This is a genomic window from Helicobacter saguini (assembly GCF_000762875.2).
In the GTDB taxonomy this organism is placed as follows: Bacteria; Campylobacterota; Campylobacteria; order Campylobacterales; family Helicobacteraceae; genus Helicobacter_A; species Helicobacter_A saguini.
Genome location: NZ_JRMP02000005.1, coordinates 60,252 through 78,123, shown reverse-complemented (window position 1 = coordinate 78,123; position 17,872 = coordinate 60,252). Strand labels below are relative to the sequence as shown.

Sequence of the window (17,872 nt, the reverse complement as noted above, 5' to 3'; positions counted from 1 at the left end):
TTTTATAGAATCTAATTAGCCCAAAGCCCACCCTTTTATGATGGATAAACTTTTAAAACCCGCACATTTCCTAGCCAAAATCTACACTTTTTTCCTAGCCGTCCATGCACGGATTTTATAAGGCATAATAATATTATCGCCCAAATGCGAAATCTTAGATTCTATCATTTCTAGAATCTGCTGCCACTTTGCCTCCCCAGCTTGCGCCTGAATGTCATTTACCGAGTGCCACGCACCCATATACCTATCCTTACTCATCACCTCAGTGTAATCACACTCCATAAAAAAGCAGTCCGTGAAATCGCCCGTAGATACGAGAATCTCATCCCACTTTTTCACATTTTGTATCGCGCTACTCACTCGTTCAATCTGCGGAGCAATAGATTTAATCTCCTTTTCAATCTCATCAAAAAGGCTGCCTTCCGCGATATGCCGCGAATTGTAAATGGCGGTAAAATAAGAATTTTTGCGAGTTAGATTCTGCAAATGCAATGAATGTGGGGATAAATTTTGTGAAATATTTGAATTTTTTGAGTGTTTTGAATCTAGATTCTGTGGATGTTTCGCATTTTGTGCATCTAAATGAGAATTGACGCTGTTCTCTCTCTCTCTCTCTCTCTCTCTCTCTCGTTATCACAAACGTGTGAAGACTCTCCTGAATCTAGCACACGTGCAAACTCCGGCAGCGACTTTTTATAATCAGTCCAGTGAAAACTAGCCGCCATAATAAGCCAGTCATACGCGCTAGATTCTAACCCTGTAGCTTCGCCACTACCCACACGCCACTCAATTGGCAGTCCTTGCGTATATTTCTTGCCCTCTTCACGCATAGCATCATTTGGCTCAACAGCGGTAACTTTTAGCCCAAAATCCCCAGCCAAAATCTTAGTAAATTTCCCCGTGCCAGCGCCCACTTCGGCTATTCGTAGCTTTTCACGCGGCAGCCCTTTATCATTTATACAACGCAAAAGCATCTCAATAATTAACGCGCTATACGCAGGTCGATTATGATAATGCTTCGCTAACTTTGTAAAATCACCTTGCTTCATATTTTTCCTTTGAAATTAGATTCTAAAAAATCCTATAAAAAATCATCATCAATTTCGATGATATCGCGACCATCAAAGTAGAATTTGTCCGTATTGCCACCTAGCCATTTTTTATCGCTGTCTGTCTCGCTACGTAAATACACGGTTTGTGGTTGTATGCCACTTGCACGGACATGTTTTGAGCATTTTTGCAACATATTCTCGCCATTTTCTGGAAAACAAAATACGCCAATCCCACCGATTAATTGAAAATTTCTATCTAAAACCTGCATTTTTCTACCCTCTTTAATGATTTTAAAATCTTTATTCTACAATAAACATAAAAATAATTCAATATTATTTCATTTACATAAATTTATTTAGAATCTAGATTCTAAAAAGATTCTACAAAAGGCAAAAGAAGAATGGCGCGGATTACAAGTGAGAGCATTGAGCGACTTAAAGGTAATATCGATATAGTTGAGCTTATCTCAAGCTACATTGATGTCAAAAAGGCTGGACGCGATTATGTCGCCCTTTGCCCATTCCACGATGAGAAAACGCCTAGCTTTAGCATTAGCGCGACAAAGGGAATGTATCACTGCTTTGGGTGTGGGGCTAGTGGGAGCGGCATTACTTTTGTTATGGAGTATGAGCATTTGGAATTTGTCCCTGCGGTTGAAAAAATTGCTAAAATGTTTAATGTGCAGCTTAATTATGAAGCAGGTAGCACGCCTATTATTAAAAGTGAGATAATGCCCGCCATTGCGAATTTTTATCATAATAATTTGTTTAAACATCAAGAGATTTTAGCCTATCTAAAACAAAGAAAAATTAGCCTAGATTCTATAAAAAAGTTTGAAATCGGCTATTCTGGTAAAAGTTTTGAAACCCTTGCCTTTTTGGATAAAAATAATTTTACACATAAAGAAGCCATAGAATATGGAATCTTAGGCGAAAAAGAGAGCCAAAACTATGCGTGGTTTAGGGAGCGAGTGATGTTTCCTATTTATAATAAAAATGGCGTGATTGTAGGCTTTGGCGGGCGTATTGTCGAGCCTAAGGAGAATGTGGGAAAGTATATTAATTCGCGTCAAAGCAAGATTTTTAATAAATCAAATATTTTATATGGCTACAATTTCGCTAAAATCGCGGTAGGCAAGGAAAATACGATAATAATTTGTGAAGGATATTTGGATGTTATAATGCTACATCAGGCAGGATTCTATAACGCTGTGGCAACACTTGGCACGGGCTTTACACAAGGGCATTTAAATATGCTAAGTCGTGAAAAGCCACGCGTTTTAATGTGCTTTGATGGGGATAATGCTGGGATTGCTGCGGCTTTGCGTGCGGCTAAAATGTTGTCACAAGCTAGTTTTGATGGGGGCGTGGTATTGTTGAATGATGCTAAAGACCCTGCTGATATGGTAGCTTTGGGTAAAATAGCGGAGTTTAAAATCGCTTTAAATAACGCAAAAAGTTTTGTAGAATTTGTCCTAGAGCAAATAATTTCAAACTTTAACATTAGCAATCCTATGCAAAAAGAAGCCGCACTGAACGCGGTTTTGGAGTTTTATCACACGCTAACTCCTATCGTGCAGGATGCGTATAAAAGGCGTTTAGCGCAATTACTTGATATAGATTCTAAACATATTAAAGTTTCTGGTGGTGTGAAAGTCGCGGCTAGGACGCAGTTTTCGCATTCTTTAAGGCAAGATTCTAACAATTTTGCCGAAGAAACGATACTAATAAATATGCTAGAAAATAAGGAGCATTTTTTCTTTGCCCTAGATTATTTGAGTGAGAAATATTTTCGGCTTTACGCTGATGAATTTAGCCTTATAACGCAAGGAAAGAGCGAAGATTCTAAGATTTATGCCCTGCGATTTAAAAGCAATGCGCATTTATTAAATAATGAAGATTTTAGAGAGCAGGTGCGACTTTTTATCCTGCAATACGCACAAAATGCACTGCGTGATATAACGCAAGATTCTAATCTTAATGCGGAAGCTAAACTAGCTTTAATCACGCAGATGAAACATAATATCTTACGCCTACAAAACGGGGAGATTTTGAGTGTGTGAATGCTTTGTTGATTTTGTTTGATTAAATAAAATAATCTAGATTCTATGATAGAATTTTATTTTGTTTTTAAAGGATGGGTATGAGTTTTGGGCTTTTGGCTAATATTTTTGGCACACTTTGCGTGCTGGAGTTTTTTTATATTTTGTATTTGGAGACTTTTGCTACTAGCTCACATGCGACTAGTCGCGTTTTTAAGATACCGCAAGAAAAATTGAGTGAAAAAAATCTAAATATTTTGTTTAAAAATCAAGGCGTGTATAATGGTTTGCTTGGCGTGTGGCTTTTGTATGGAATCTATATGAGTGATAATAGCTTTGAAATCACGTTTGGTGCGTTAATTTTTATTATTATCGTGGCATTAGTTGGGGCTATTACAAGTGATAAAATGATATTGTTAAAGCAGGGTGGCTTGGCAATTTTGGCACTTATTTGCTTACTAGCTGATAAATTTTTATAGGATATATTGTGAATTTTATGGATGATAAAGATTTTAAAAATTTAGATTCTGTATATTCGCTTAAGTTGGATGAGTTAGAATCTGTTTTAATGCCGCAATTTCCGCCCTTTAGGGCAAAGCAAATTTTCCACTGGCTATATGTGAAATATGCTACAAATTTAAGTGAAATGAAAAATTTGCCAAAGGATTTAATTGCTTTTTTAGAATCTAATTTCACCTTAAAGGGTGGTCGGGTGGGAATAGATAAAAAAGATAAAAATATAGATTCTAAATTTAATAATAATAGAAACGATAAAATTATAGAATCTAGATTCAATAATTCTTTAGAATCTAATAACCTATCGCCCACCCACCGCCCTACGTTATTGACCATCACGCCCATAAAAGTGGAGATTAGCAGCGATGGCACGAAAAAATATCTATTTCAAACGAGCGATAACCTTACCTTTGAATCTGTGTTTTTGAAAATGAAAGATAAGACGCGCGATAAAGCGGGAAAGATTATTAAGGGCGAAAAATACACATTTTGCCTTAGCTCTCAAGTGGGCTGCAGCGTGGGCTGTGCGTTTTGCTCCACAGCAAAGGGCGGCTTTGTGCGAAATCTAAGTAGTGGCGAAATAGTCCAGCAAGTCCTGCTGCTAAAAAAAGATAATAATTTAGATGCAAATAAAAGCGTAAATCTCGTATTTATGGGCATGGGCGAACCGCTTTTAAACCTAAAAAATGTGGCAAATGCAATAAAGATTCTAAGTTGCAAGGATGGGCTAAATATCGCGCCACGTAGGCAGACTATTTCTACAAGCGGCATCGCCCCGCAGATTGAAAAGCTAGGAGCTATGGAGCTAGGCGTGCAAATCGCACTCTCACTTCACGCTGTAAATGATAATCTGCGAAGTGAGCTAATCCCGATGAATCGCGTCTATAACATCGCTAAAGTGCTAGAGTCGCTGAAAAAATTTCCGCTTAAAAGTCGCAATAGAATCTTGTTTGAATATCTTGTTTTGAAAGGTAAAAATGATGATTTGGACTCGGCGAAAGCGTTGGTGAAACTGCTAAATGGCTTTAAGGCAAAGGTGAATTTGATACCTTTTAATCCGCATGAAAATAGCGAATTTGAAAGGCCAGATTCTAAAAGTTTGGAAGCTTTTGCAAGTTTTCTTTGCGAACGTGGAATCACTGCTACGATTAGGGAGAGCAAAGGGCTAGATATAAGTGCGGCGTGCGGACAATTGCGTGAAAAGACACTGAAAAATAAATAGTTGTAATATTATATTTTTTGTTATTACACCTTTTTAACTATTATTTTTACGCAATATTGAGAATCTAACGAAAATTTTGCTATTATTTCACACATATTTCACGCAAAATAAATGCGAAATAAACGCAAATTTAGTAGAATCAACGCACAAAAAGGAGAAAAAATGAGCATTGCACTAATCAAAAAAGAAATTGAAAACAACATAAAAGCTACGCAAATAGCGTTAGATACGCTAGCCCCGATTATCAATGATGTCGCAAAAACTATCATAAAAACGCTAAAAGAGGGCAAAAAAATCCTAATTTGTGGGAATGGCGGGAGTGCGGCGGATAGTCAGCATTTTGCAGCCGAGCTTACAGGTCGCTACAAACGCGAACGCAAGGGCTTGAAAGCGATTTCGCTTACCACTGATACGAGCGCGCTTACGGCTATCGGCAATGATTATGGCTATGATGTGGTGTTTAGTAGGCAAGCGGAGGCGCTGCTAGATAGTGGCGATATTTTGTTTGGAATCTCAACAAGCGGCAATTCTAAGAATATCATAAACGCCCTAGAGTGCGCAAATAAGCTTGGTTGCATTACGATTTCGCTTAGCGGACGCGATGGTGGCAAGATGAAAAGCGTGTGCGATTACAACATTATCGCGCCAAGTGATGATACGCCGCGCATTCAAGAAATTCACATTTTGTGTATTCATATTATTTGCGAATTAGTCGAAAAGGCGTTTGCGGAGAATAAAGATTAAATTGTTTGTTGCCTTAAAATTTTCTTATAACGCAAGGATTTGTTTTTCTTGTGCGTTGATTTGGAGTTTTTTGGCTTTGGTATAAAGATTGAAAGCTTCTTCGCCCACGCCGATTACAGCGGGCAGGGCTAATTCACTTGCACGTATTGCCATGTGAGAGTTTGCCCCGCCATAGCAAGTGATGAAACCGGCGATATTTTTAGTGAAAATGTAGTCATAGCCTGGGTCAGCGGATTTTATTAACACGATTTTTCCGCTTAAATCTTTGCTAGATTCTAAGGCGACTTTTGCCGTGATACTTTTTTGCGTGATAAAATTTGCCATATTTCTAGTGGCAAAAAAGTGGAAAATCTGGCTTTTTTCACACAAAAGTTCAGGGAGTTTTACCGCGTTTGTTAGCTCATATTCTTGTTTATTTGCCGCTATTTGCTCTAAAAAACGCACTTTTGGGCTTTGCGAAAAAAGATTCGCATACAAGATTCTAATATCTTGAATATCAAGGTGTGCCATATCTTCTTTAGAAATATCGTAATGTGCTCCAAGCTGCCCTATAACGACAATGGCATAACTTAAAAGTTTGCTAAATTTAAATTTTGCATACTCACGCCCTTCAATCGCCTTTTTAAAAAAAGAAAAAAGCCCATCAGCTGTAATAAGTAAGCCGTTTTCACGCAGTAAATTATCTAGTTTTTTAAGACGTTTAGAATCTAGTTTGAAAGGTTTTTTAGAATCTAGATTCTGTAAATTTTTAGTAGGTTTAGATTCTATAGAATCTATCGACCCTTTTATTACATTAGAATCTATCTCAAAATAAGACTCAAAAGCTTCATCATATCTAGGGCTTAAAATATTATAAGTCCCAGCGCGTAAATGCCCAAACTCCCTTAAAAAAGCCGCCTTATTTTTAGAATCTAAGTGAGAAATTTTAAGTGAAAGATTTTTAGAAATAGTATGCAAAGAGTTTAAAAATGCGTTTTTTTCATCCACACTAAGAAAGCCGATTTCAACAAGCGAATTTAAAAGCTGCATAGCCACAAATCCAGCCCTTGCCACACCAGCAAAGGGCAGTGTGCCATATCTTTTGCACTCTTCAAGCAACCAGTAAATTTTATCATAAGGCGACAAGTTAGAATCTTTCAAACTAGCAAACTTAGAATCTAGCCTTGCGACACGTTCCATATCGCGTTTATAAAGCCCATTTTGCTCATTTAAAATGCTATTTGTAAGCTCCAAAAGACTAAACTCAAGCCGCTTAATCTCATTATCATTAAAGCCGTGATTTTGCAAACGTTTTAGCTTAGCAGCCGCGTTTAAATCATAGCATGAAAAGACAATCTCAAACTCGACTTTATCGTGCAAATTAGGGTTTTTAGCAAGGGTATTAATGTAGTAATTGACAAGTTTTTCGGCGATTTTAGAATCTAGCTTTTTTGGGATAAAAGAGTTGAAACTTAGCCGCACATCAATGTAGGGAATGCCTAAAAAGGAGTGCATAAGCGGATGGCTACGCAAATCTTTATAGCCGTAATTATCACGCTGATACGCCCAAATACTATCAGTGATTATTTCTTTATAAAGGCTAAATGCAAGTCGCTTTGGTCGCAGCCCTATAATCTCGGCTGGATTCCAATCAGGCATCACGCCAAAGATTGCCCTATCGCCTAGAATATGCGGACGCTTTGTTTGCAGGGAATTAAAACGTTTATAAAGGCGAAAAAGTGCATCGGCTGGGAGTTTGTCAAATAGATTTTGTTTATTCTTAGTCACAATAGAGCGCACTTGTAAAAGGTAAAGGGTTTTGGTAGCGTGGGCGGTGTTTTTAATAATAGGGTGGTGGGTGGGCGATAGGCTTTTAGATTCTATGTTTTCTTTAGAATCTATATTGATAATGTGCTTAGTGGATTTTTTAGATTCTATATTATTAATAATAGGGTGGTTGGCGGCGTTTAGGATAGAATCTTGGCTTTTAGATTCTATATTAATAGTGCGTTGGGCGGATTTTTTAGAATCTACACTACTAAAAGGGTGGTGGGTAAGCGTTTGGTTTTTAGAATCTACATTGTTAATAATAGGGTGGTGGGCGGACATTTGGGTTTTAGAATCTAGATTCTGTTTTTTCTTAGAATCTTTAGAATCTTTGCAATTTAGATTCTGTGATTTTTTAGAATCTTTTTTAGAATCTTGGCTTTTAGATTCTATAAAATTAGAATCTTTAGTCTCCACAAACGCAAATTCAATATCCAAAAAATGATTTTTATAAATAGATTCTAACTCTTTAATTAAATTTATAACTTGCTTCATCTCGGCTATATCGCTAGATTCTATAAAATCTATACTACTAAAAGGGTGGCGGACAGGCGTTTGGTTTTTAGATTCTATATTATTAATAATAGGGCGGTGGGTGGGCGATAGGTTTTTAGAATCTTTTTTAGAATCTTTTAAATTAGATTCTATATTAGTGGGGCGGCAGGCTATGTCATTGCGAAAATTTACATTAGCAAATTCGTGGCAATCTACATTTGTTTTTTTAGAATCTAAATGCGGCAATTCCCCCACATTCCTATACTCAAAATAACTAATAATATCATTTGAACTCCCGCTTGTAACGCTGTCATGAGAGCCGCTTTTATCATACTGCACGCAAAAGTAAGGCGAGAGATTATCCTTATCCACGCTAAAGGCAACGCCACACATTGTGATATTTTCAAGCATTTCTTGTATAAGGATAGAATCTGTCTTGCTAGGCATAGAATCTGCGACTTTTTTAATCGCTTCACAAATCGCTTTAGAATCACTAGAATCCACATTTGCAATACTAAGAAAAGCCCCCGCATTTGACTTTTCAGCCGAATCTTCACTGCTTGAACTTGAGCGAATTATTAATTTCTTAGCCTTTAGCTTTGCAATAGAATCTAAAACGCGTTCTTTAGATTCCATAAATTCCTTAAAATTTGTAATAAAAAGTGGCGCAATCTTCGCACTCTTTAACCCCAACCTTGATAAATTAAGCAAATTCAGCGCCTTAGATTCCAACTTCATTTCAAGTCCTTTTATAAAAAAGCAATATTATATAAAAATTACATGCAGATTTAATAACATTAACATAGAATCATTACTATTTTACAAGCACAAAAAGGAGCAAAACATGAACATCCACGAGTATCAAGGTAAGCAGATTCTAAAAAAATATGGCGTAAATGTCCCGCGTGGGCGAATAGCGCACAATGGCTATGAAGCAAGAGCGATTGCAAATGAAGTCGGTGGCAATGTATGGGCGATAAAGGCGCAAGTCTTAGCAGGCGGTCGCGGCAAGGGCGGCGGCGTAAAAATCGCCAAAAATATGGACGAGGTGTTGCAATACACAGATTCCATTCTAGGAATGACAATCGTAACGAAGCAAACAGGACCAAAAGGCAAAAAAGTAATGCAAGTCTATGTCGAGCAAGGGCTAAACATCAAAAAGGAATACTACATCGCTTTGGTGCTTGATAGAACGCTTGAGATGCCCATATTTATCGCAAGTAGCGAGGGTGGGATGGAAATCGAAGAAATCGCCACAAAAAGCCCAGAAAAGATTATCAAAGTCCCCATTGACCCGACAATTGGCTTTTGTCCGTTTCACTCGCTTGAGCTAGCACTTGGCTTAGGGCTTGATAAAACGCAGCAAAAGGGCTTTCACGCCTTTGCAAACGCGCTTTATAATGTCTTTATCAACGAGGATGCCGAGCAAGTGGAGATTAACCCTATGATTTTGAGCGCAGAGGGCGAGTTTGTCGCGCTTGATGCCAAGCTTGCCTTTGATAATAACGCGCTTTTTCGCCATCCTGACATCGGCATTATGCGTGATTTTACGGCTGAAGAGCCTAGCGAGATTGAGGCGAGCCAAAGCAGCCTAAACTACATTAAGCTAGAGGGAAATGTCGGCTGTATGGTAAATGGCGCGGGGCTTGCGATGGCGACTATGGATATTATCAAATATGAGGGTGGTGAGCCAGCAAACTTCCTTGATGTAGGGGGCGGGGCGAATGCTAAAAGCGTGGCAAAAGGCTTTGAGATAATCTTGCGTGATAGCAATGTAAGGGCGATTTTTGTGAATATTTTTGGTGGCATCGTGCAGTGCGATAGGGTCGCGGAGGGCATAATTGAAGCGACTAAAATCACAAAGGTAAATGTCCCTGTAATCGTGCGACTTGATGGGACAAATGCTGCTAAAGCGCGCGAGATTCTAAAAAATGCAAATATTCCAAATCTAATACCTGCCACAGACCTACGAGATGGCGCTAAAAAGGCGGTAGCCGCCGCAAAAGAGTCTAAAACCGCATAGAATCTAAATATTTATTTTGGTAAGTAAATATTATGAATCATTTGTATAAATACTTATAATTCTAAGATTAGAATCTGTTAAGATTCTAAGCCCTTAGTAAAATTTAAACGATTTGTGCGTTCTCCCTCTTGCTCTTTGTAAAGCACGGCGCACGCTTTTGCTAGTTCGCGAATTTTTAGTATAAAATCCTGCCTTTGAGCCACTGATATAGCACGACGTGCGTCCAAAACATTAAAAAAATGGCTGCTTAGCATTGTGTAATCATACGCAGGCAAGGGCAGCCCCGCATCCACGCACCGAGACGCCTCAAGCTGCATATTATAAAAACTATCAAAAAGAAACTTTGTAACCGCGACCTCAAAATTGTATTTTGAAAACTCGTATTCGCCCTGCAAATGCACATCCGCATAAGTCATACAATCATTCCATTTAATCTCAAAAATGTTCTCCACGCCCTGAATATACATCGCCAGGCGCTCAATGCCATAGGTAATCTCCACGCTAACGCTCTCGCAGGGAATGCCGCCCACTTGCTGAAAGTAAGTAAATTGCGTCACCTCCATACCATCCAGCCACACTTCCCAGCCTAGCCCCCACGCACCAAGGGTTGGCGACTCCCAGTTATCCTCGACAAATCGCACATCATGCTTGCTTAAATCTAAGCCAAGTGCCTCCAAACTCTGCAAATATAAGTCCTGAATGTTGCTAGGCGAAGGCTTTACAAGCACCTGAAACTGATAGTAGCTGCCTAGCCTATTTGGATTTTCGCCATATCTGCCATCTGTGGGGCGTCTTGATGGCGCTACATAAGCTACTGCCCAGGGCGTTTTATCTAGGCTTCTTAGCAATGTGGCAGGGTGGAAAGTCCCAGCGCCAGCAGGAATATCATAAGGCTGCAAAATCACGCATCCGCTGTCATTTCCTAGGCTATCTTTGAATTTTGCATTAGCCCAAAAGCTCTGCAAATTTAGTATGATTTGTGAGAAAGTTAGCATGGTTTTTGTCCTTTTATAAAGGTTTTTTGAAAGTAGATTCTATAAAGCAGATTCTATCAATAATATTTTAATTTTATATTAAAATACTGCATTTTAAGAATAATCAATAAAACTTCCAAATTTCATAACTATACATTACTTCAAAATAACAAATATTAGTAAAAATATTAATTTTATTTATGTATAATGTAATGTATAAAATTTTTATATTAAAGGATATTTATGGAATCTAATAGACGAATATTTTTAAAACAAGGCTCAATTTTAACCTTAGGATTATTTGGTTTATTAAACAATTTACAAGGCGCAAATGATGTAAAAATCGGCTACTTGCCTATCACTGACCACTTAGTAATTATCGCAAATGCCCTGCCAGATTCTAAGCAAAAATTTACACATTTAAAATTCGCATCTTGGGCTGATATAGCACAGGCGTTTAGCTCTGGGGCGATTGATGGGGCGTTTTTGCTTGCTCCTTTGGCGTTAAAAATCCATGCACAAGGCGTGAAAATTAAAGCCTTAATGGCAGCACATAGAAACGGCAGTGCCTTAGTTGTTTCAAGCAAGGGAAATATTGATAATGTATCTAAGCTTAAGGGGTCAAAGATTGCTATTCCATCGAGATTTTCGATACATTACATACTTTTATGTGAGCTTTTAGCGAAAAATAATATTGATTTAAAAGACGTAAAGCTAATTGATATGTCGCCAACTGAGATGGTAGCCCAGCTTGCCACAGGGGGTATTGATGCTTTTATAGTCGCCGAGCCTTTTGCTATTCAGGCACAAACTATCGGCGTTGGCAGGGTTTTAATCCTTAGCAAAGATATTCGGGCAAATCATATTTGCTGCCTATTTTGTGCTAGTGAGAATCTTTATAGCGATAAGAATCTAGCGACTAATCTTGTCTCAAGCTTTGTAAATGCAGCAAATTTTATTACAAATAATCCTAGCAAAGCAAGCGAAATTTCTAAGCAATTTTTAGGGCAAAAGCCTGAAATTATCGATGCTTTATTAAAGCAAAAAGATAGAGTAATTTATAAACATTTAAAATTACAACAAGATGAGGTAGCCTTAATTGCCAAAAATGCAAAAGATTTGAATCTAGGCAATTTTAACGTAGATAATTTTATAGATTCTAGCTTTTTAGATAGTGTGTATAAGGGGTAATTTGGACTTTGTTTTTTTTATGTTAAATTTATATGTTTTGTTTTAATACTAAGATTATTTATTGTTTTAATTCACAAAAACCACCACAGAATCTAAAATTTTTCTGCTAAGATTCTAAACATAAAAGTTATATTCAAAATAAAGGCTGTAAATAAGAATGACAACCAAAGAGGAAATGTATAACACCATTACGCCAAAGGCAAAAAATATCAAAAATATTGTGATTTTCGCCCTTGTGATAGCCGTGATAATTGCCCTAATCGCATATTTTTCCCTGCGAGATACCGACAAAATCACATACAAAACCACAAAGCCTACAAAGGGCAACATAACGCAAACAATTTCTGCCACAGGCACACTCTCGCCGACAAATGAAGTCGAGGTCGGTAGCCAGATTTCAGGCACGATTTATCGCCTTTATGTCGATGTCAATGACGCGGTAAAAAAAGGTCAAGTGTTGGCTGAAATTAACCCAAATAAGCTAAATCAAACTTTGGCAGGATTTGAGGCGCAGTTGCAGAGTGCTAAGGCGAATTTGGAATCTTCTAAGGTTACTTTGGAGCAGAAAAAATGGACTTACGAGCAGCAGCAAAAGCTATATGAGGCAACAGGCGGACGCAGCCCTAGCCAGCTTGACTTGCAAAATGCGAAAATGGAGTATTTGGCACAACAAGCCGATATAAAAATAAAGCAAGCAAGTCTAAATCAGATTCAAACAAGCCTTTCTGCAAGTAAGATTGATTTGCAAAATAGCATTATAAAAAGCCCGATTGATGGCATTATTTTGGAGCGTAGCATTAGCCTTGGGCAAACCGTGGCGGCGAATTTTCAAACGCCAACACTTTTCAAACTTGCCGAAAATCTAAAAGAAATGAACCTTGTGGTAAATATCTCAGAATCTGACATCGGCAAGGTGCGCGAGGGGCAGGAGGCGAGTTTTAGCGTGGATGCGTATCCAAATAAAGAGTTTCACGCAAAGGTTGATAGGGTCAATTTCGCCAGCACCACGACTGATAACATCACTAGCTATGAGACAAAAATTTATGTTGATAATGAGAATTTGCTACTGAAACCGGGGATGAATGCGACTGCAAGTATCAAGGTGGCAAGTGATAAGGATGCGATGCTAGTGCCGATAGCGGCGATATTTTATAGTCCTGAATCTAGTGGCTCTGGCGGCTCTAAAGGTTCTAAAGGTGCGAAAAATAGCTCAAATCCTTTGATGGTAGGACCCCCGCCCCGCCCAAAACGCGATAAAGTAGCCGCCGCTCAAAGCACAGATTCTATGCAAGAAGGGCAAGTGTGGGTGCTAGAAAATAACACTCCACGCGCGATTAAGGTTAATATCGGCATATCAGATTCTAAAATGGTGGCGGTAAAATCAAGCGAACTCACTTATGACAGCGAGATTATTGTGGAGTGATAGAATCTAGATTTTATAAATCAAAACCATTATTTTACCTTTAAAATGAAATGAAAGTATAAACGCAGATTCTATAAAATTACTTATTTTTTGAAAATATACTTAGAATCTTTTTTGGATGGCGGATGTAGTAGCGAAGGGAACGTTTATAGAAATATTCTAATTTTTCTAACTTTTTGGTTGCTTCAGTTAGCTGATAATCTTTCCATTCATAGCCCTCATAATGCACTAAGTGCATGGGATTTTCCACCATTTTTAAGCCCTTAGATTCTAATAATTCACGCTTAGATTTATGTGCGAAAAGCAGGACATTTTGGCGATAATAACAGGCTATTTTTTTATTTTCCCACACTTTATTGCGAAAATCAAAGCATACAAAGTCAAATTCCTTAAAATATTTTGCCCAGTAGCTAGGTGGCTGCTCATTAAAATGATTTGTCCCACCTTGAAAAGGAATAGCTGCATAAAATAGCACAATATCGCTCAAACTTGTTAAAAGTGAGACAAAATTCCTAGCATATTCTTTATGCAAATGCTCGGCTACTTCTAAACTTTCCGCTAAATCAAACTTTTTAGCACCGCTCTCAATTTCTATTTGCTTTAGAATCTGCCTAAAATCCTGCGTTAAATCTACTTTCCTATAAAACTTTTTATCAATATAAAAAAGGCTAGAATCCACATCATTGCCATCAATGCCAAAGATTTTTAATTTTTGCAATTTAGATTCTATATTTTTATCATTTGGATTCTTAGAATCTTGTAAATAATCCTTTGGTATATTCTCATCTATAAAATCTTGCGTTTTGCCTAAAGGGCTATCACCCCCCCCCCCGTAGAAACAGCACTATTATTACTCATACATTTCCACGCCTTAAGCCAAGTGCCAACGCCACAGCCCACATCTATCACGCTATTAATGTGCGGTAAATACCCTTTAATCTCATCTAGCATAGCCTTAGCAGATTCATAGCTAGAATCTTTTTGTCCTTTGTAAAATTCTTCATCATAAACTGACATATTTTCTCCTTAAACTAAGATAAATTTTTTAATATTTTTCCCCACACATCTTTTCAAACTCTTTGTAATATTGCCAAGTATCTACAATGTGCGGATAGTTTTTTTTAAAATAGGCTAATTCTTTGTCAAATAAATTCTTTATTTCAGCTCTTAAAGTTTCATTAGATTCTAAATATTCTAATATTTGTGGCTCTCTTATTATATTTTTTTGTATTTCTTTGATTCTAGATTCTAGGGCTTGTATATATCCACGCAAATAGATTCCACAGGCTTCATACAATTTTTCATTATTTTTTAGAATCTTAATATCATTTTTGCTAATATAGATATAAAGGCTAGTTCTATCTATTATAATTTTTTGACTAAAAAATTCGCTAGTAATATCAATCACATTTGGTGTGTTTTTAAAATCATCATAAAGCCCGATGTGAATATCAAGGTTCTCTGCTTCTCTAATAGTCTTATTTATGGAATCTAAAGGCTTTAGATTCCATTCATTTAGCCCCAAAGATTCTAAACCTTGTCGCCCAGCCTTGCCTTGTAAAAATAAATTAGGAATATCATAACTATTTGCGTGTAAAGTTACAGGCATATATGGCGCTACATCGCCCCATTTTTTATCAATATAATATTGCAAATCCTCACATGCTTTAAAGCCAAAATGCTCCCCAACTCTGCAAAAAGTCCTATACGCACTCTGCGGCAAAAAATCATTAAAATCCGCCACATAAATATCATCAACTAGCCCCAAATTTTTAAGCCTATTAAATACACTACTAAACACAATATAAGTATTTATCGCTTCCACATATTTATTTGTCAATGTGCTTAATTGCGGCGTTTTCGTGTTAAACCAGTATATAAAATCCACAAAAATATTCTTGTAATCACAGGTTAGATTGAAGCGATTGCTAAGCGGATTTTCAGCTCTTAAGTTTTGTATCAGCTCAAGCCTTAGATGATTTACACCCACGCGATAACGGCTAATTGGGTCACGCACGATATAATATAGCCTTGCTGGTTTGTTGATTAAAAACATAGTTTTTCTTGTTTTTTCGGTGAAATTTAGCGCATTATACTCGCCCTTATGACTTAGGAGCAGCTCATAACTAGCAATATATTTATCAATATCTTGCATCCAGCATTCTGTCGTATTGATATTTGATTTTTTCATCCAAAAAATCGTTACATCACTAGCACTCGCCCCATTTGTAAGGAAAATAAATTCATAATTATTTGGCAAAGGAATGTTTAAACACCATGCAATTTTTGGAGGCAATTTCTCATAATTTATAGAATCTGGGTTAGTTAGCGGCGGAAAAGGATGATTTTTATCGATATATTTTTCCTTAAAATCTTTAGAATCTAAAAAAGATTCTATATTTTTTGGGTTTAGAATCTTTAGAACATAAAGAAAGGAGCTTAAAAATGTGTAGGTTTTAGAATCTTTAGATTCTATATTTTGCTTAGAATCTTTAAAGGCTGGGAGCAATTCCTTTAACGCCTTTTTTATATTTTTATGATTTAAATCGCTAAATTTTTCCGCTAAATCTCTTTTTTCTAGAATCTTTTTTATTTTCTTAATTTTAAAGCGAAGGATTACCCCCCCCCCCCCCCCCCGTATATATCGCTAGCAGTGCAATTCTTTTTATTTTAAATGTAAATTTTGCAAATGTTTTTTCTAATTTCATATTTAATCCTTTTAAAATATCGCATTGTAGCATAAAATATACAATTTTCCTTTTTAGATTCTAAGTTCGAAGATGGCGCGGCATGGTGGTGGATAGCCTTCTATTGTTTTATTATTATTTTTAGAATTTTTAATACTTTTAGATTCTATATTTTCTAACTTTTTAGAATCTTGTAAAGTAGATTCTATATTTTGGAAATTTTTAGAATCTTTATTATAAATATTAGAATTTTTAGATTTTAAAGTTTCAAAATTTAGAAAGTCGCCAAGACTTTTATTTGGGATAAAATCTGTGCTTCGTTGCTCATTATTTGTCGTGTATGTGAAACTAATAAGTTTGCAAGTTGTAAAACCAGCGTGAAATGCGAGATTTTGCAAGGCTTTAGGGCTAAAAATATAATACACATTTTTCATTCCAGCATAAGTTGGGTAAGGGCAAAGTGTAATTTCGCTACTTTTATTAATTATAAGCGTTTCAATTAGTAACAATCCATCTTTTTTTAAGCTTTTTTTAAGTAACTTTAAGGATTCTAAAGGCTCTTGACGATGATATAAAACGCCCATACATAGAATCAAATCAAACTTTTTGTTTAATAAAGTAACATCTTGGATACCTAAAAGTCTAAAATGTATATTTTGGTAACTAATCGATTGCATACTATCGCTTAAAAGTCGCTTTAAAAATAAAAATTGTAAGAAAAAAATAGCAATGGGGTCAATGCCAACTATGCTTTTAGGTATATTATTAAATTCATTATTTTTAGATTCTAATATTCTAGATTCTATAAGTTTAGAATCTTGCAAGTTAGATTCTATATTATTATGAGGCAAGCTTAAATCAATCATATAGTAGCCATTATTGCAACCTACATCTAGGATTTCTTTACCTTGCAAGTCAAAGTTTAGAATCTTTAAGGTATTTAAGATTAAATTAAGCTTTATATCACTTTTCCATTCGGTATCAATGTGGAAAGTTTCGATATTTTCAATGTTTGCAGGGCTTTTAGATTCTTTTACGCACTTATTTAACACCCACCCCCCTAGCCCCCCTTCGCAAGGGAGAGGGGAATTTTGCATAGAATCTGCATTTATAAAATGAATAAAAAAAGGTCCCTTACGCCAAGGTTTTAGAGCATAAATTAGATTTATAATATTATTCTTAGAATCTTTAGAATCTAGGAAAATATGAATGCCATTTTGTAGTTTATTTTGAGAAATAGATTCTAAAAAAATGTTATTATTTTGAGAATCTTGACAATTAGATTCTATATTTTCTGCTTTAGTGTTACAATTAGTAACCCACCCCCCAACCCCCCTCCGCAAGGGAGGGGGGCTAGAAATATCATTCTTATGGCAAAATGAAAAAGGATTTTGTGTAGAATCTAAACATTTTAAAGAATCTTCACGATTAGATTCTATATTTTCTTTAAATTCATACTTTTGATTAGATTCCTTTATTCGCTCACGCTCACTCGCAATGATATTAAAAAATTGTGTAGAATCTAAACACTTTATAGAATCCTTTGTTACAGAAATATACATTATAAATTTAGAATCTAGATTCAATATATCTTCCAAAATGCCACGATATTTTTCAATACAAAAAATTCTAAATTCTTTATCACTAAAATCTTTAAATATTTCAAATTCCCTAAGTTTATCAATTAAATCTTGCAT

The 17,872-nt window shown here is 36.4% G+C and carries 14 protein-coding genes and 2 pseudogenes; 7 read left to right on the top strand and 9 right to left on the bottom strand.

Features of this window, described 5'->3' with window-relative positions; all coding sequences use genetic code 11:
- Positions 1-81: 81 nt before the first annotated feature.
- The 3 genes and pseudogenes from LS64_RS04290 to LS64_RS04280 all read right to left on the bottom strand — a co-directional run.
- Positions 82-459, bottom strand: a pseudogene (locus LS64_RS04290) (class I SAM-dependent methyltransferase); the annotation flags it as partial.
- A gap of 134 nt (positions 460-593) precedes the next feature.
- Positions 594-1,049, bottom strand: a pseudogene (locus LS64_RS04285) (class I SAM-dependent methyltransferase); the annotation flags it as partial.
- A gap of 32 nt (positions 1,050-1,081) precedes the next feature.
- Positions 1,082-1,321 (bottom strand): hypothetical protein, encoded by a 240-nt coding sequence (locus LS64_RS04280; protein WP_034571904.1) that lies wholly within the window; start codon positions 1,319-1,321, stop codon positions 1,082-1,084.
- Positions 1,322-1,453: 132 nt separating this feature from the next.
- Between LS64_RS04280 and dnaG the strand changes: the two genes are divergently transcribed.
- The 4 genes from dnaG to gmhA all read left to right on the top strand — a co-directional run bounded on the left by dnaG (position 1,454) and on the right by gmhA (position 5,576).
- Positions 1,454-3,115 carry a DNA primase gene (dnaG, locus tag LS64_RS04275; protein WP_034571907.1) on the top strand — a complete coding sequence of 554 codons (1,662 nt, stop codon included), beginning with the start codon at positions 1,454-1,456 and terminating at the stop codon, positions 3,113-3,115.
- Between the two features lie 80 nt (positions 3,116-3,195).
- Positions 3,196-3,573 (top strand): DUF1304 domain-containing protein, encoded by a 378-nt coding sequence (locus tag LS64_RS04270; protein ID WP_034571908.1) that lies wholly within the window; start codon positions 3,196-3,198, stop codon positions 3,571-3,573.
- Positions 3,574-3,590: 17 nt separating this feature from the next.
- A complete protein-coding gene (rlmN, locus tag LS64_RS04265; protein ID WP_237416351.1) occupies positions 3,591-4,832 on the top strand; it encodes a dual-specificity RNA methyltransferase RlmN in 1,242 nt (413 codons plus the stop codon).
- Positions 4,833-4,994: 162 nt separating this feature from the next.
- Positions 4,995-5,576, top strand: coding sequence for a D-sedoheptulose 7-phosphate isomerase (gmhA, locus tag LS64_RS04260; RefSeq protein ID WP_118949349.1), 582 nt, complete (start codon positions 4,995-4,997; stop codon positions 5,574-5,576).
- A 24-nt stretch (positions 5,577-5,600) separates the two neighbouring features.
- Here gmhA and LS64_RS04255 read toward each other — a convergent pair whose 3' ends face one another.
- Positions 5,601-8,615, bottom strand: a complete 3,015-nt coding sequence (locus LS64_RS04255; protein ID WP_034573280.1) for a PEP-utilizing enzyme — start codon at positions 8,613-8,615, stop codon at positions 5,601-5,603.
- A gap of 106 nt (positions 8,616-8,721) precedes the next feature.
- Between LS64_RS04255 and sucC the strand changes: the two genes are divergently transcribed.
- Complete coding sequence (gene sucC / locus LS64_RS04250) at positions 8,722-9,900, top strand: ADP-forming succinate--CoA ligase subunit beta (protein ID WP_034573278.1); 1,179 nt, start codon at positions 8,722-8,724, stop codon at positions 9,898-9,900.
- A 77-nt stretch (positions 9,901-9,977) separates the two neighbouring features.
- Here the strand turns inward: sucC and glyQ are convergent, their stop codons facing one another.
- The gene (gene glyQ / locus LS64_RS04245) at positions 9,978-10,895 is read right to left on the bottom strand and encodes a glycine--tRNA ligase subunit alpha (protein WP_034573276.1); all 918 of its coding nucleotides are present in this window, start codon (positions 10,893-10,895) and stop codon (positions 9,978-9,980) included.
- Between the two features lie 222 nt (positions 10,896-11,117).
- On the opposite strand from glyQ, the gene LS64_RS04240 reads away from it, so the two are divergent.
- Together LS64_RS04240 and LS64_RS04235 are read left to right on the top strand one after the other, a co-directional pair.
- On the top strand, positions 11,118-12,065 hold the full coding sequence (locus tag LS64_RS04240; RefSeq protein ID WP_118949348.1) for an ABC transporter substrate-binding protein: 948 nt from the start codon (positions 11,118-11,120) through the stop codon (positions 12,063-12,065).
- 157 nt (positions 12,066-12,222) lie between these two features.
- Complete coding sequence (locus LS64_RS04235) at positions 12,223-13,488, top strand: efflux RND transporter periplasmic adaptor subunit (protein ID WP_034569730.1); 1,266 nt, start codon at positions 12,223-12,225, stop codon at positions 13,486-13,488.
- 79 nt (positions 13,489-13,567) lie between these two features.
- On the opposite strand, the gene LS64_RS04230 is transcribed toward LS64_RS04235, so the two are convergent.
- The 4 genes from LS64_RS04230 to LS64_RS04215 all read right to left on the bottom strand — a co-directional run bounded on the left by LS64_RS04230 (position 13,568) and on the right by LS64_RS04215 (position 17,872).
- Positions 13,568-14,206: a class I SAM-dependent methyltransferase gene (locus LS64_RS04230; protein ID WP_118962093.1), complete on the bottom strand. Its 639-nt coding sequence runs from the start codon at positions 14,204-14,206 to the stop codon at positions 13,568-13,570.
- 89 nt (positions 14,207-14,295) lie between these two features.
- Positions 14,296-14,505: a hypothetical protein gene (locus LS64_RS04225; protein ID WP_118962092.1), complete on the bottom strand. Its 210-nt coding sequence runs from the start codon at positions 14,503-14,505 to the stop codon at positions 14,296-14,298.
- Between the two features lie 28 nt (positions 14,506-14,533).
- Positions 14,534-15,997, bottom strand: coding sequence for a DUF2972 domain-containing protein (locus LS64_RS04220; protein ID WP_118949346.1), 1,464 nt, complete (start codon positions 15,995-15,997; stop codon positions 14,534-14,536).
- Positions 15,998-16,249: 252 nt separating this feature from the next.
- Positions 16,250-17,872 carry a DUF1698 domain-containing protein gene (locus tag LS64_RS04215; protein WP_052062565.1) on the bottom strand — a complete coding sequence of 541 codons (1,623 nt, stop codon included), beginning with the start codon at positions 17,870-17,872 and terminating at the stop codon, positions 16,250-16,252.

Coding starts and splice junctions, on each gene's coding strand:
- LS64_RS04280 (WP_034571904.1), bottom strand. CDS start 1,321: ATGCAGGTTTTAGATAGAAATTTTCAATTAATCGGTGGGATTGGCGTA.
- dnaG (WP_034571907.1), top strand. CDS start 1,454: ATGGCGCGGATTACAAGTGAGAGCATTGAGCGACTTAAAGGTAATATC.
- LS64_RS04270 (WP_034571908.1), top strand. CDS start 3,196: ATGAGTTTTGGGCTTTTGGCTAATATTTTTGGCACACTTTGCGTGCTG.
- rlmN (WP_237416351.1), top strand. CDS start 3,591: ATGGATGATAAAGATTTTAAAAATTTAGATTCTGTATATTCGCTTAAG.
- gmhA (WP_118949349.1), top strand. CDS start 4,995: ATGAGCATTGCACTAATCAAAAAAGAAATTGAAAACAACATAAAAGCT.
- LS64_RS04255 (WP_034573280.1), bottom strand. CDS start 8,615: ATGAAGTTGGAATCTAAGGCGCTGAATTTGCTTAATTTATCAAGGTTG.
- sucC (WP_034573278.1), top strand. CDS start 8,722: ATGAACATCCACGAGTATCAAGGTAAGCAGATTCTAAAAAAATATGGC.
- glyQ (WP_034573276.1), bottom strand. CDS start 10,895: ATGCTAACTTTCTCACAAATCATACTAAATTTGCAGAGCTTTTGGGCT.
- LS64_RS04240 (WP_118949348.1), top strand. CDS start 11,118: ATGGAATCTAATAGACGAATATTTTTAAAACAAGGCTCAATTTTAACC.
- LS64_RS04235 (WP_034569730.1), top strand. CDS start 12,223: ATGACAACCAAAGAGGAAATGTATAACACCATTACGCCAAAGGCAAAA.
- LS64_RS04225 (WP_118962092.1), bottom strand. CDS start 14,505: ATGTCAGTTTATGATGAAGAATTTTACAAAGGACAAAAAGATTCTAGC.
- LS64_RS04215 (WP_052062565.1), bottom strand. CDS start 17,872: ATGCAAGATTTAATTGATAAACTTAGGGAATTTGAAATATTTAAAGAT.